Here is a 14,494-nt window from a genome sequence, read left to right on the forward strand (position 1 = left end):
CGTGTTTTTAACTGTGCAAAGATACGATATGTGGTTATTCTTTTAAAATGTAACGCACGCTTTTTATAGTCTTTTAACTATTTGGAATCTTGTAGGTGAAATTCGGCAATTTTCCAATCTAAAGGTGTGTCTATATCGAGTGAAGTTTCTTCCGACATGATGTACTTTTTCACCTTACTAAAAGCTTTCATTTTTTGAGCTCTCAATGCCTTTGAGTTGATGACATAAATGGCTCCGTTGAATTCCCATACATCTGGGCAATCTTGTCGTCTTGTAAAATTCCCTTCCTTAGATGGTTTTAGAAAACCATTATCCTCTTCATATAAATTATAGTAAGGATTGGCTGAAGCGAGCTTGGCCGAAACAACCATATCTATTGTGTTATCATACAATTCCATGCATTCCCTTACTTGCTTTAACGTTCTAAATGGAGATGTTGGCTGAAGAAGTACAATGGCATCATAACTCGTGTTATTGAGTTTTTCGTAGTGTTCTAGAGCATGCAAAATAACATCTTGAGAATTGGCTGAGTCCGTGGCCAATTCATCAGGTCTTTTAAAGGTAATGTCTAAGCCCAGATCAGATGCTACTGAAATGATTTCGTCGCTATCGCTAGAAAAACAAATATCCTTTTTGTCTGCAATTGCTTTTGCAATAGCAATGCTATATTGAATTAACGGTTTCCCATCTAGGAGTTTAATATTTTTTTTAGGAATACCTTTGCTTCCGCCTCGAGCAGTAATTACAACTAAAAAATTCATATTACAATGTTAAGTGTTTTATGTCTTCTTGTGCTTTTTCAAAATCTTCATGTTTGCCTATATCCAACCAATAGGTTAGGATAGGATAATTGATGATTTTCTTATTTTTTTCTAATAATGTTTCTATTAAATCCGTGGCATTGAAAAAAGTATTCTTTGGTACAAAATCTAAACACTCCTTTTTGAAAATATAGATACCTGCATTTGAATAATAGGTATAAGAAGGTTTCTCCTTTATATTGGTCACATAGCCTGCTTTTGTTTCTATCACGCCATAGGGGATGTTTACTTTGTATGGAATTGTAGCAACCAAAGCATCTCCTTCTTTAAGTAGAAAATTATTGAAAACATCTTCAAAATCGGCATTGGTAAGTAAATCAGAATTCATCAATAGGATATAATCATTGTCAAAGTTCTTAATCAATTTAAGGGCTCCGATAGTCCCAAGAGGTCGGTCTTCTTCAATATAATTAAAGTCTATTTGGTGCTTATTATTCACCTTAAAATAATCTACTATTTGTTCACTCAGATAATTGACAGTGATATTAATTGTACGTATACCATAAGATGCTAGTCGGTCTGTATTGTATTCTATAATAGGTTTGTCTCCAATCTTTAGAAGCGGTTTTGGAGTATGCTTAGTCAATGGCATTAATCGTGCACCTTTTCCCCCAGCCATAATAACGGCATCTAAAGGTAACATGGCCTTGATCTTTGAAATATCAACAATTTTAACCAATTCCATCTTAGAATTTAGAATCGGAATAAGCGTAATTTTATGGGCTCTAAATTGTTCTAACTCTTCCTTTTGAGTGGTATTTTGTTGTATAAATTTAAAATTTTTACGAGCTATAGCAAGTGCAGGTTCTGAAATATTATGTCCTTTAATTAAAGCACGTCTAATATCGCCATCTGATATACTTGCAAGAACTTTGTTACTATCATCTATGAGAAACAGCGATTTTCCAAGGGATTTATCGAGTTCAATTAAGGCTTCTTTAATAGTAGATTTATGATGAATTAAATACTGCTGCGACATCTGTTTTAATTTAGGTCGAAAAATGATTTTTTAATTTGAGGCCATGGTTCTGAATTGAGTATAGCCATTATTTGATTTGTGGCAGTGCCAGTACCGTAATCACTTTTTAAGTCTGTAATAGATTCTAAAAATTCAGTTGTAAAGGCTTTGTTTAATGCATTTTTAATGTCCGTTTCTTTCGGTAGGCAATTAATAATACTTTTTGGCATTAACCGACCTTTCTGACGGTCGCCAATATTAATGGTGGGAATTTTAAATAAAGGCACTTCAATAATGCCACTAGATGATTTACCAACCACTACATCCATAAACTGCAAAGCAGAAAGATAACGTTTTTGGCCCAAAGAGTCGAAGGCAATAGCCTTGTGTGCGTGGTCCGCTACATAGACATCTATTTGAGACCTGATGATAGCTCCGTCCTTATCGGAATTTGGTTTGGTGAAAATTAGTGTAACCTCCTCTAGTTGGTCTAAAGCAGAGAGTAGTGCCGCAAATTGAGTCTGAGATGTATTGTGTTCTAAAGTTACTGGGTGAAAGGTAATCAGCACATTTCGTTTATTCAATTTAAAATTAATTGCGCTTTCAAATTCAGTTTTACTCAGTAATTGAAGTTTTGCAATACTATCGAGACCTATGGCACCAACATTAAAAACACGTTGCGGTTGCTCCCCTAATTGAATAACACGGTTTTTATAAACTTCAGTAGACGTAAAATGCCAGTGACTCATTTTGGTAATACCATGTCTAAAAGCCTCATCATAAGCACCTTCGGTAGTTTCGCCGCCATGAATGTGCGCTATGGGCACTCCCTTTATGGTTGCAGCAGTTGCGGCCGCAAAAATTTCGGAACGATCCCCTAAAACCATCATTAAATCTGGATTTAATTGATTCAGAACTTGAGCAAAACCTTTTATTGTATCGGCAACAGCGTTAGAAATGGCGATGTCCGAATCACCATCTAAATGGCTGTCAATTTTTGAAGTAATGGGAAAACCATCGGCTTCGATTTCGTTAATGGTATTACCATATTTTTCAGAAAGATGCATACCAGTTACCAATAATTGCAAATTGAAATTATCAGCTTCATGAATCGCTTTTATCAAAGGTTTTAAAAGTCCGTATTCAGCGCGTGTTCCTGTTACAATGGCAATGGTTTTCTTCATATTAAATCATCTTCAAGGTAATCTTTTTTAGCTTTTGTGCCTATGATATTAGGCCATTCCATCGCAGAAATTCCATGTCCTGGTCGTTTGGTGGTAATATTATTTTCGGTTAGAAGCTCTCCTTTTGAAATGGATTTGCTGGCTACGATACTTTTTCTAGCAATAGCTTTATTCTTAAGTTCGCTTGGTGTCGGTTCTTTTTCAAAATCTCCTAAGGCATCTTCAATATGTCGTATCGCTTTTACCATGGCTTTAAGTTCGTTAGGCTCTAAAGATGCCTTATGATCTGGGCCTGGTAGTGTTTTGTCTAAAGTGAAATGTTTTTCAATAACTCTTGCACCCAAAGCTACAGCTGCAATAGGAACTTCGATGCCTAAAGTATGATCTGAATAACCTATTTTTACACTGTAGGTTTCTGCAATGGTTTGCATGGCGTTTAAGTTAACATCGTGCATTGGTGTTGGGTATTCTGTATTGCAATGTAAAACCGTTATTTTATGCCTTGATGTTCCATTTTTTATGACGATGGACATGGCTTGTCCGATTTCATCTATGGTAGCCATTCCGGTAGAAATGATAACAGGTTTGCCTAAGCTTCCAATCTTTTCTAAATAAGGATAATTTGTGATTTCACCTGAAGGCACTTTAAACAAATCGATGTCAAGTTTATTCAAAAACTCAATACTGTCTAAATCAAATGCTGTAGATAAAAACTTAATATTTTTAGTTTTACAATAGGCTATCAGTTCTAAATGATTGGCTTCACTTAATTCTAGTTTTTGAAGCATTTTGAGCTGTGATTCATTTGCGTCTCCTGTATTTTCTTTTTGATAGTTTGCTTTTTGAGCATTTTTACTGACTAATTTATCAGATTTAAACGTTTGAAATTTCACATAATCCACGCCTGCAGTGGCAGCTGCATCTATCAATTTTTTTGCAATATTCAGGTCTCCGTTATGATTCACTCCAGCCTCAGCGATTATTAATGTGTTATTCATTTTTTTAAGGGTTTAGCTGGTACACCAATTACTGTCATCGTTTCTAGTATGTCTTTGGTAACCAAAGAGCCTGCGCCAATTTTAGAATTAGAGGCTATACTTAAATATTGCAAAACCGTAGCGCTGCTACCGATTAAATTATAATTTTTGATGTTAACACCACCAGAAATAACAGCACATGGATTAAATACATTAGCGCTACCGATGGTAACATCGTGCCCCAAATGCACACCTCTATTAATTAAGTTAAAATCGCCGATAGAAATATCGACAGTAAACACAGATGCCTCGGCAATACTATTTCCTTGTCCCAATGTAACCGATTCATCTAATTCGATTTGAGGATGAATTATATTTGGAAAATGGAAATGGTTATGGTGTTTGTATTTCTGAATAACTGATTTTAAAACCTCTGGAAAGGCGATGCCAAAGACAATATTACAATGGCCTTTCTGAGTCATAAGAAACTCAGCTTCATCAAAAATATCGAACGTTTCAGAACCAAGCCTTAAGCTTTTTAATTCCGGATTTAAACCAATAAAACCTTTAAAATTAAAAGTAGACTTGACTTTATTAATCGTTTTAATTAAATAGAAAATTTCTTTTGCTGCACCAGCAGAGCCAACAATGTAGGTGGGAATCATTTTAGGTGGTTTAAATAACACTACTTGGTAAATTTACAATTCTATTTTCTAATGAAGAAGCATTATCCAAATTTCCGCACTGTACGGCATCATACATAGGTAGCGAATTCATGAGTTTCCAAATAGGCCTTGTCATTACGCCATTTTTATTAGTTGTTTTCAGAAATTCATTTCGATCATTTAATGAGTCGAACTGTATGGCGTTTAGCCAAAAATTAGCAGAACTATTGGTAATAGGATCTATAAAATTGATTGCCGAATATGTTTTGAAAAAACCACGATATGTTTGAGCTAGGTCTTGTTTGCTTTTAAGAAATTCTGGTAAGGATTCCATTTGAGCACACCCTAAAGCGGCATTAAGATTTGGCAATCTATAATTATAGGCGAGCATATCATGGTGATAATCCCATGGATGTGGTACTTTCGCTGTTGTGGTGATGTGTTTAGCTTTTAAGGCCAAGGCTTCATCGTTGGTAATTAACATGCCACCACCACCTGTAGTGATGGTTTTATTGCCGTTAAAACTTAAGGTTCCAACTACACCAAATGTTCCCGTATGCTGATTCTTATAATAACTTCCTAAAGATTCAGCAGCATCCTCAACAACATGGATATGATGTTTGTTACAAATGGCGACAATGTCGTCAATTCTTGCAGGTAAACCAAATGTATGCATGGGTACTACTGCTTTTATGATGCGTTTAGTAATTTTGTTAACGCATTGCCCATTGATGATTTCTGTGTTTTTGTTTAAAAAAGTACTGAGTTTTTCTGGAGATAAACCCATGGTATCACTATCCACATCTATAAAAACAGCATGTGCTTTGCAGTAGCTAATGGCATTAGCTGTCGCCACAAAGGTGAGTGGCTGTGTAATAACTTCGTCATTGGCTTTCACATCTGCCAATACTAAGCCAATATGTAGGGCTGCCGTTCCGTTAACCGTGGCAATGGCATATTTTGCACCTGTAAATTTTGCCACAGATGCTTCAAACTGATCCACAAATTTACCAACACTAGAAACAAAGGTAGAGTCAATACATTCATTAACGTATTTTTTTTCGTTTCCTCTAAAACGTGGTTCGTGCAACGGAATAAAATCATCCGTTTTATATAGGTCTCTAATAAAAGCTATAATTTCTTTAGGCATCAATTACATTTTATGGTCTAAATATATACCGGTTTCTTTATGTCCGAAATCGGGAATCATTTTAAAAAACAGAGCAGTTAGGTCTTCTTTGGTCCAAGTTTTTTGGGATTTTAATTTGGCTATGGTTTCTGTAAATTCATTTAGAAGGTCTTCATTTTCAGTATCGAGATTGTTTTTAATAATACCTAAGGCTTCAAAACGATTCATATCTAAGGTTTCGTTTTCGGTAAAAAACTCTTCAAAATCTTTTTCGCCTGTTGTATCACTTTGGGTGAATAAACACGGCCATTTTCCCTCTTTAGGTAAGGTTTTAGCCAAGCTGCGCGCTTCATCTTCGTCGGTACATAAGTGAGGTTCATAACCGAGAGATTTTACATATTTAATAGCAATATCTGCAAAGCTGATGAGGTGCAAATCCTCACTTAATTTAGGGAAAAATATATCTCTATTTTCGCCAAAAATGCAAGACATTAAACAGAGTTCTCCGGATTCTTTTGGAATAACAAAATAGCGCTTAATATCATTTGGTGCCACTATAGGTTGTTGTTTTTTGATGCGTTGATCAAAACCATGAAGTAATGAGCCATCTGAAAAAGCGACATTTGCAAAACGCGCTGTAGAAATGCTGATATCTTTACTTTTTCGCATTAAAAACAGCTCCATAATACGCTTGGAGGCTCCCATCATGTTCACTGGGTTAGCGGCTTTGTCTGTTGATACGCAAAAGTATTTTTTAACACCGCAGTCTATGGATTGCTGAATGGTTTTGTCAGTATTAAAAATATTAACATCAATCATGCGCATTAATGTAAATGGATCTTTTTCGCTACGCACATGTTTTAGTGCTGAGAGGTTAAGTACATAATCGTAATTTCCATCAGAAGCAATAAAGGCATCGTATTCTACAGAACTAATATCTAGCGCAAAGGTTTTAAAATCACCACTGATATAACCAAACGAACTTCTGATATCTCTTACCAATTCTACCAAATTATTTTCGCTAATATCTACCACATGAAGCTTAAGCGGCTGGCGTTTAAAAATTTCTTTTGTGACGGCTTGCCCAATAGACCCAGCACCACCAATAACTAAAAATCTTGATGCTGACACCACAGATTTTAATGTGTCTTGATGTGATTTGATATCGTTTTCAAATAATTGGTTGGTTCTACCAATAAGATTGAGTAGCTGCATAATTGATTTTATTTACGGTAAATTTAAGACAATGTTTTTAGAATCTATTTTTTGAAGAAATCGCGACCAAGTTTTATCTTTTCTTCCACTTGTTCTAAATGATCAATAGCCGTAGAAAATGCCGTAAATGCTTTTTTAAATTTTAGATGAGGATGCGTGTTTAGTAATTCTGCAGGGAACAATTTTGGCAGCACCACAACGCGTTCATCGCTTTTAAAAATTTCAGCATAATCTGTGCGTTCTCGTGGATGTGGTTTTATATAAATAATATAGGTGTTAGCTTGGCTTACAAAATCTTTACAAATCGCTATTTTTTCGGATTCGTGCTCAATAATACCGTCTTCGTTTAGGGTTTGGGTAATAATGATACTTTTAGTTTTGCCTTTAGGAAACACGTTTTGATCACCAAAATCTACTGCACTTAAAAATACCGTTGATAGAGCTTTGAGTTTGTCTGCACTGAGATTAGTGAGGGTGTTTTTCCAGTTTAATTGTTCTGCTTTCACTTTAAGTTCTTTTGGAAGTTCACTCGGTGTGGTTGCAAAAACTTTTGTTATACGTTTATCAAAGCCATTTACCAAAGGACGATTTACTAAAAGACCCGTGAGTTTTTCCAAAGTACTTGGGGCAGATTTTACATAGGTTTTAAGGCCATCTTCAATCATAAATTTATTATGGTCTTTATACTTATATATAAAATAATTTTTAGCAGAATCTGGTGAACAGATGTAAATATCATGATCAGATGCGCCATTTTCTAAGGCCTTTAATTTAGTATTAGTAGCATCAAGAAGTGGTACTATTTTTTTTCGGTTTACCGTGTAATTTAATTTTCCGGCTAACTTTTTTTGCTGTTTTCGGCCCGCCATTAAAAAAACATCATCAAACCATTCGGTTCTTTTTAAGCCCTCTATTAAGGTATCTATATCTGGGGTAATTTCTACAATAACAAGAATATTGTTTTTTAGTTTTCGTTCTTCAATTAATAGTATAGATAAAAGGATATGATAAACGGAAGTTATGGCAAAGAGTCCTTTAGATTTCATTTACGATTACAGATTAGAATACAAAAATATGACTATTTTTGCCTTTAATTGTTGCAAATTAGGCATGAATATAGCCACAAGTTTAGTCATACCAACTTATAATTGGCCAGAAGCTTTAGAATTGGTTCTGATCAGTTTGAAAAATCAATCGCAGTTGCCAGATGAGGTCATCATTGCAGATGATGGCTCTACTGATGATACAAGGCTACTTATAGAACGTTTTAAAAAAGAGCTATCGGTACCTTTAAAGCATGTATGGCATGAAGATATTGGCTCTACTAAAGAGGTCATTTTAAATAAGGCTATTGCCTTGGCTAAAGGCGATTATATTATTCAAATAGATGGTGATTGTATTATGCACCGCAAATTTATTGAAGATCATATCGCTGCAATTGAAACCGATACCTATTTGTTTGGGTCGCGCGTCAATTTAAAACCAAATGTCGTTCCGGAAATTTTAAAAACCAAGACATTTACCTTTTCGTTTTTATCTAAAGGCTTAAAAAAGCGAGCGCGTAGTTTGTATTTACCTCTACTAGCAAAGCGCTATAAGCGAGAACCTTTGATGTCTAAAAAATTGAGGGGTTGCAATATGTCTTATTGGAAAAAAGACTTTATTGCCGTAAATGGCTATAACGAAGATATGGTAGGATGGGGAAGAGATGATACGGAACTTGTTCTTAGAATGATGCATAATAAAGTCCATGGCAAGCGCTTAAAATTTAGAGGCATTGTATTTCACATTTGGCATAAAACCGCCTCAAGGGCAGGTTTAAATATAAATGACGACATCCAGTCAAACACACAAATTAATAAGTTAATTTGGTGCGACAACGGAATTGATAAATATTTAGGTGAATAGAACCAAGCAAATACATAACAGTTTTAAGCAACACGAAGCGTTTTTAGACGATATCATAACTAACTTTGATACTAAAGGTGAAGACTTTGGGAATCAGGAACGTAATTCATTAAAGCTCTTTAAGCTTGAAGACAAAACGCTTAATGTTAAGTCATTTCGAATCCCGAATTTTATAAATCAGATTGCTTATCGATTTTTTAGAAAAAGTAAAGCGGAGCGCTCTTTTCTATATGCAAATAAACTTTTTGGTTTAGATATCGGAACGCCACAACCCATAGCTTTTTACGAATATAAGACACCACTCTTATTTAAGAAAAGTTATTATATTTCTGAGCAACTAGACTGTGATTTAACTTATAGAGAACTCACCACAAATTTTGATTACCCTGAGCACGAAAAAATCTTACGTGCATTCACAAGATTTACCTATCAACTTCATGAAAAAAGGGTCAAGTTTTTAGACCATTCCCCAGGAAACACGTTAATTAATAGAGTAGGTGATGATTACAAGTTCTATTTAGTAGATTTGAATAGGATGGAGTTTAAGGCTATGGATTTAGAGGAGCGTATTAAAAATTTTGCAAAACTCACAACGCACAAATCCATTATAAAGGTCATGAGCGATGAGTATTCAAAATGCTGTGATAAGCCTTATGCCGAAGTATTTAACTTAATGTGGAATAATACACAGAATTTTCAAAGGCGCTACTGGAGAAGACGTCGGATAAAAAACAAACTTAAATTTTGGAAGAAAGGCAATTAAACCTTCTTGTAAAGTTGGCGTAATTTTGAATATTTCAAATAGGTGATTTTAGCAGTGCCTTTGCAAATAACATAGCCATTATAACCATCTAAAAAGCCAAGTCTTAAAAAATAAGCTTTAAAAAAAGCCCAACTCGGATTCCAAATAAGCTTCCAAAGCGGAGCTTTTTTACCTTTATCCAAATAAGCCTTTGCGGCAATAGTCGAAAAATATTCTGTTTTTTTATTAAACTCAGAATAGGTTTGATAGGTTCTATGTAAAATATCTCCTTTTAAATGTCCAGTTTTAATAGTTTTATCGCGCATTTCAACATGGTCGTGTGGATTTATACCTTGCCACTCAGCCTTTCTTCGGTCAAAGACACGAAGTTTTTTATTGGGATACCAATCGGAATGTTTTATCCATTGCCCACAAAAATTATTAAAACGATTAGCATAGTAACCGTCAAATATCCAATTAGTTTTTAGATTTACTATTGATTTTTGAAGTGTTTTAGATAAGGCTTCATCACCATCTAAAGATACCACATGGTTGTACTTGGCTTGTTGAAGCGCAAAATTCTTTTGTTCTATGTAGCCTAAAAATTCTTGCTCAATAAATGTTACATTGTAGCGACTACAAATGGCTTTCGTTTGGTCTGTAGAGAACGAATCTACCACTACAATCTCATCAACAATAGTTTTTAAAGACTGTAAACAGCGTTCAATATTACGTTCTTCATTAAAAGTTATAATGACTCCAGAGAGTTTTAGCATAGTCTTATTTTTGACAGCTGTAAAAATAGTATTTTTGTACTTATGGAAGTAAAGCCAAAAGCATCTGTAATAATTAGCACTTATAATAAGCCTAACTGGCTTAGTTTGGTGTTGCATAGTTACAACATACAGACAGAAAGTGGTTTTGAGATTATTATAGCAGATGATGGCTCTAATGAACAGACTAAGGCGGTAATTGATGCGTTTACCGTAGAAACAAATCTTGTTGTAAAACATGTTTGGCAAAAAGATGATGGTTTTCAGAAAACCAAAATTTTAAATAAAGCTATAGGGGCTTCAAGTACCGAGTATTTAATATTTACTGATGGTGATTGTATTGCAAGGCAAGATTTTGTTGCAACCCATTTAAAATTAAATGCACCAAACCATGCCTTATCTGGAGGGTATTTTAAGCTAACTAAAACAATCTCAGATCAAATAACAAAATCTATTATAACCACACAAGAGTGTTTTAATAAAAAATGGTTGGTGGCACAAGGGCAACCTAAAAGTTTTAAGCTTAATAAATTAACAACATCAAAAATTAAAGCTAAAGTTTTAAATACGCTCACCCCAACAAAAGCTACCTTTGATGGTATGAATGTGTCTTGCTATAAAGCAGATATTTTAAAGGTTAATGGTTTTGATGAGCGCATGCAATATGGAGGAGAAGATAGGGAGTTAGGTGAGCGTATGGTAAATAATGGGATTACATTTTTGCAAGTACGTTACAGTACCATTTGTGTACATTTACACCATGAAAGGCCTTATAAAAATGAAGAATCGCAACAGCTAAACCAGAATATTAGAAAAGAAACAAAACAGAATAAATTAACTTATACCAAATTTGGTATTAAATAAAAATAATACATGTCATTACCTAGTATCACAGTTATCATTGCAACGTATAACAAAATTGATTGGTTAGAGAAGGTGCTTTACGGCTATAGCGTACAGACTTATGCTAACTTTGATATTATAATTGCAGATGATGGTTCTACTAATGAAACCAAATTAGTAATTGACCATTTTAAGGCAGATTACCCCGTAAAAATAACGCATGCTTGGCATGAAGATAAAGGGTATAGAAGGCAAAAAATTTTAAACGAGTCTATAGTAATGGCGCAAAACGATTATATTTTATTTACAGATGGTGATTGTATTCCTCGCAAAGACTTTGTAGAAACGCATGCAAAACTTGCAGAAAAAGGCTATTTTTTATCCGGGGGCTATTGTAAATTAAATATGGTTTTAAGTGAAACTATTTCAGAACAAGACATTAAATCTCATAATTGTTTTAATGTTAAATGGTTAAAGTCAAAAGGAGAATTGGGTAGTAAGAATACTTTAAAATTATCGGTTAAAGATGGTTTAGCTAAATTTTTAGATGTTGTAACACCAACTGGTGCTACCTTTAATAATTGTAATTCTTCTGTATGGAAAGCCGATTTAATTGCTATAAATGGCTATGATGAGCGTATGCAGTATGGCGGGCCAGATAGAGAATTGGGCGAGCGACTTATAAATAATACTATTAAAACCAAACAAATTCGTTACAAGGCCATTTGCTTACACTTAGACCATGCACGAGGTTATAAAACTCAAGAATCCTTAGATAGAAATTTAGCAATTAGAGCCAAGGTTAAGAAAGAAAATTTAACGTGGACAGATTTTGGTATACAGAAGACTTAGGTGTTTCTGTAATTTGAATTATTTTGAGTTACAAAGGTTTAAAATTGATTTAAAAAACGGATCAAATCAGTTTCAAAATACGAAGGCTTAAAGTCTATATATAATTCTGAAGCTTTAGACTTTAATACTTTAGGATGCTTAATATTTAAATAGCTCTTTGGTTTATAATCTCTAAGGTGAACAGATATATTGTATTTACCATCATCAAACATATTCCATGCTTCTTTTTTGATCCATGGGGAAAATATGGTAAATGTAGGTATATTTAATGCTTTTGCCATATTTATAGCTCCACCTTCATTTCCAATTAATGCATTACAATGTGATGTCATAGCTAAGAAACTTCTTAGGCTTTTGCCAAAAACTTTAAAAAATATATGCTGTTTTGTTTCTGGTAAGCATAAGTCTAAAATTGCTTTTGCTTCAGCTTCTTGTTTTGGTATATAATTAAACAAAATCTGAGCCCCAGGCTTATTAGAAACAATGGTGTCTATTGTTTTAGCAATATAACTAAAAGGATAGGTTTTGTTTAGACTACTTCCTAAAACACCAATCATAAATAAAGGCTTGTCTAAGTGTATATTGTGCATCTCTAAAAAATGACCTGCTTCATTTTTTTCAGAATCTGTAAGATAAATTTTAGGTTTTATAATTACAGCAGGGTCTATGTTTAAGGGTTTTAATAATTGTAATCTGTTTTCAATTGCTAAACCAGCATTGGTATCTGCGTTTTGCTTGTTTTTAAACCGATGGTTATAGATTAAGGCATTATGACCTTTATCTATAGATATTTTCTGTTTTGCTTTAGATCGAAAAGCCATCAAATTACTCGATAGTTTTGAGTAAGCATCTATAACAACATTAAAATTTTCTTGGCGAATGGTATTTAAAAATTGCCATAATTTTTGTTTACTGTTTTCGTGCGCTGGGGTAAAAAAATGAAATTTATCAATAAACGGATTACCTTCAACAACAGGGTAGGTATGGGTGTTAATTACGTAATGTAATTCTGAATTTGGATATTTACGCTTAATAGCTTGAAACAAAATGCTTGAAGCTAAAACGTCACCTATCATTTTTTGTTGAATGATTAAAACTTTCAATCTTCTAAGTTATTTAGTTAATTATACAGCGACATTATATTCGCGTAGCGCATCATTTAAAGATGTTTTTTTATCGGTACTTTCTTTACGCTTTCCTATAATTAGTGCACAAGGTACTTGAAACTCACCAGCCTTAAATTTTTTGGTGTAACTACCAGGTATAACTACAGATCTTGCTGTTACTATACCTTTTGTTTCAACAGGCTCGTCACCGGTAACATCAATAATTTTAGTACTCATGGTTAATACAACATTAGCACCTAAAACCGCTCCTTTTTCTACACGTACACCTTCAACAACTATGCAACGACTACCAATAAAAGCGCCATCCTCAATAATTACAGGTGCAGCTTGTAATGGCTCTAAAACACCGCCAATACCAACACCACCAGACAGATGCACATGTTTGCCAATCTGAGCACAACTACCAACAGTTGCCCAAGTATCTACCATGGTGCCTTCATCTACGTAAGCACCTATATTTACATAACTTGGCATTAAAATAGTACCAGCAGAAATATAAGCTCCATGTCGGGCTACAGCATTAGGAACCACACGTATGCCTTTGGCTGCATAGTCGCGTTTTAAGGGCATTTTATCATGGTACTCAAAAATACCAGCTTCTAGAGTTTCCATTTTCTGAATAGGGAAATAAAGTACAACAGCTTTTTTTACCCACGCATTAACTTGCCAGCCACCTTCAATAGGTTCTGCAACTCTTAGTTTGCCTTGGTCTAACAGATCTATAACATTGCGAATTGCACTTATAGTCGTTTCATTTTGTAATTGAGAACGGTCATCCCAAGCATTTTCTATAATAGATTGTAGTTGTTTCATGGTAGTAATTATAAGTTATGCTCAAAGATACTTTTATAATTACTGACACAGAAAACCTTTTTCAAAAAAAAATGTGACGTTACTAAGTATAAAGGGTCTTACTATTGGTTATAACTTTGATTTACTTTTAGATGGAAATTATAATTAAATTTTAATTGATTGACTAATTTTGAAAACGTTTCTTTTTATTAAGGAGCAATTTTTTTTATTGCCTTATCTTTGTAACAATGGGAAGAATATTAGCAATAGACTACGGAACCAAACGCACTGGATTAGCTGTAACAGATGAGATGCAAATTATTGCCTCTGGTCTAACAACAGTAGATACTAAGACGCTTATTGATTTTTTAAAGAACTATGTTTTAGAAGAAAATGTAGATAAATTTGTGGTAGGCTTGCCAAAACAAATGAACAATACTGCCTCAGAGAGTGAAGTTTATATTCAAAAATTTTTAGTACAATTAGCTAAAGCTATTCCTCAAATAGC

Annotated in this window: 16 protein-coding genes; 5 read left to right on the forward strand and 11 right to left on the reverse strand. The window is 34.1% G+C overall.

Going from position 1 to position 14,494, the window contains the following annotated elements; genetic code table 11:
- Window positions 1-77 precede the first annotated feature (77 nt).
- From ACTG3Y_RS05745 to ACTG3Y_RS05780, 8 genes are read right to left on the reverse strand one after another with little or no spacing between them, the layout of a single operon-like run.
- On the reverse strand, window positions 78-761 hold the full coding sequence (locus ACTG3Y_RS05745) for an acylneuraminate cytidylyltransferase family protein (RefSeq protein WP_439151966.1): 684 nt from the start codon (window positions 759-761) through the stop codon (window positions 78-80).
- A gap of 1 nt (window position 762) precedes the next feature.
- On the reverse strand, window positions 763-1,800 hold the full coding sequence (locus tag ACTG3Y_RS05750) for a nucleotidyltransferase family protein (protein ID WP_439151967.1): 1,038 nt from the start codon (window positions 1,798-1,800) through the stop codon (window positions 763-765).
- A gap of 5 nt (window positions 1,801-1,805) precedes the next feature.
- Window positions 1,806-2,963, reverse strand: a complete 1,158-nt coding sequence (neuC, locus tag ACTG3Y_RS05755) for a UDP-N-acetylglucosamine 2-epimerase (protein WP_439151968.1) — start codon at window positions 2,961-2,963, stop codon at window positions 1,806-1,808.
- Window positions 2,960-3,961: an N-acetylneuraminate synthase gene (neuB, locus tag ACTG3Y_RS05760; protein ID WP_439151969.1), complete on the reverse strand. Its 1,002-nt coding sequence runs from the start codon at window positions 3,959-3,961 to the stop codon at window positions 2,960-2,962. Before neuB ends, neuC begins: the two co-directional genes overlap by 4 nt.
- The gene (locus ACTG3Y_RS05765) at window positions 3,958-4,605 is read right to left on the reverse strand and encodes an acetyltransferase (protein WP_439151970.1); all 648 of its coding nucleotides are present in this window, start codon (window positions 4,603-4,605) and stop codon (window positions 3,958-3,960) included. The genes neuB and ACTG3Y_RS05765 overlap by 4 nt, the downstream gene beginning before the upstream one ends.
- A gap of 10 nt (window positions 4,606-4,615) precedes the next feature.
- The gene (locus ACTG3Y_RS05770; protein WP_439151971.1) at window positions 4,616-5,755 is read right to left on the reverse strand and encodes a LegC family aminotransferase; all 1,140 of its coding nucleotides are present in this window, start codon (window positions 5,753-5,755) and stop codon (window positions 4,616-4,618) included.
- Window positions 5,756-5,758: 3 nt separating this feature from the next.
- Window positions 5,759-6,949, reverse strand: a complete 1,191-nt coding sequence (locus ACTG3Y_RS05775; RefSeq protein ID WP_439151972.1) for a UDP-N-acetylglucosamine 4,6-dehydratase — start codon at window positions 6,947-6,949, stop codon at window positions 5,759-5,761.
- Window positions 6,950-6,993: 44 nt separating this feature from the next.
- The gene (locus ACTG3Y_RS05780) at window positions 6,994-7,995 is read right to left on the reverse strand and encodes a glycosyltransferase family 52 (RefSeq protein ID WP_439151973.1); all 1,002 of its coding nucleotides are present in this window, start codon (window positions 7,993-7,995) and stop codon (window positions 6,994-6,996) included.
- Here ACTG3Y_RS05780 and ACTG3Y_RS05785 point away from each other — a divergent pair.
- Complete coding sequence (locus tag ACTG3Y_RS05785) at window positions 7,970-8,857, forward strand: glycosyltransferase family 2 protein (protein WP_439151974.1); 888 nt, start codon at window positions 7,970-7,972, stop codon at window positions 8,855-8,857. The genes ACTG3Y_RS05780 and ACTG3Y_RS05785 overlap by 26 nt on opposite strands.
- Window positions 8,850-9,620: a lipopolysaccharide kinase InaA family protein gene (locus ACTG3Y_RS05790; protein WP_439151975.1), complete on the forward strand. Its 771-nt coding sequence runs from the start codon at window positions 8,850-8,852 to the stop codon at window positions 9,618-9,620. The genes ACTG3Y_RS05785 and ACTG3Y_RS05790 overlap by 8 nt, the downstream gene beginning before the upstream one ends.
- On the opposite strand, the gene ACTG3Y_RS05795 is transcribed toward ACTG3Y_RS05790, so the two are convergent.
- Window positions 9,617-10,375, reverse strand: coding sequence for a glycosyltransferase family 2 protein (locus tag ACTG3Y_RS05795; protein WP_439151976.1), 759 nt, complete (start codon window positions 10,373-10,375; stop codon window positions 9,617-9,619). The genes ACTG3Y_RS05790 and ACTG3Y_RS05795 overlap by 4 nt on opposite strands.
- A 42-nt stretch (window positions 10,376-10,417) precedes the next feature.
- Between ACTG3Y_RS05795 and ACTG3Y_RS05800 the strand changes: the two genes are divergently transcribed.
- Window positions 10,418-11,236: a glycosyltransferase family 2 protein gene (locus tag ACTG3Y_RS05800; RefSeq protein WP_439151977.1), complete on the forward strand. Its 819-nt coding sequence runs from the start codon at window positions 10,418-10,420 to the stop codon at window positions 11,234-11,236.
- Between the two features lie 9 nt (window positions 11,237-11,245).
- Window positions 11,246-12,067 (forward strand): glycosyltransferase family 2 protein, encoded by an 822-nt coding sequence (locus ACTG3Y_RS05805; protein WP_439151978.1) that lies wholly within the window; start codon window positions 11,246-11,248, stop codon window positions 12,065-12,067.
- Window positions 12,068-12,105: 38 nt separating this feature from the next.
- Here ACTG3Y_RS05805 and ACTG3Y_RS05810 read toward each other — a convergent pair whose 3' ends face one another.
- A complete protein-coding gene (locus ACTG3Y_RS05810) occupies window positions 12,106-13,170 on the reverse strand; it encodes a glycosyltransferase family 9 protein (RefSeq protein ID WP_439151979.1) in 1,065 nt (354 codons plus the stop codon).
- 21 nt (window positions 13,171-13,191) lie between these two features.
- Entirely contained in the window at window positions 13,192-14,007 is an 816-nt protein-coding gene (locus ACTG3Y_RS05815; RefSeq protein WP_439151980.1) for a 2,3,4,5-tetrahydropyridine-2,6-dicarboxylate N-succinyltransferase, read from the reverse strand.
- Window positions 14,008-14,234: 227 nt separating this feature from the next.
- On the opposite strand from ACTG3Y_RS05815, the gene ruvX reads away from it, so the two are divergent.
- The coding region (gene ruvX, locus ACTG3Y_RS05820) for a Holliday junction resolvase RuvX (RefSeq protein WP_439151981.1) at window positions 14,235-14,494 on the forward strand (260 nt) is incomplete at its 3' end.

It is taken from the genome of Winogradskyella sp., from assembly GCF_965656915.1.
Lineage (GTDB): Bacteria > Bacteroidota > Bacteroidia > Flavobacteriales > Flavobacteriaceae > Winogradskyella.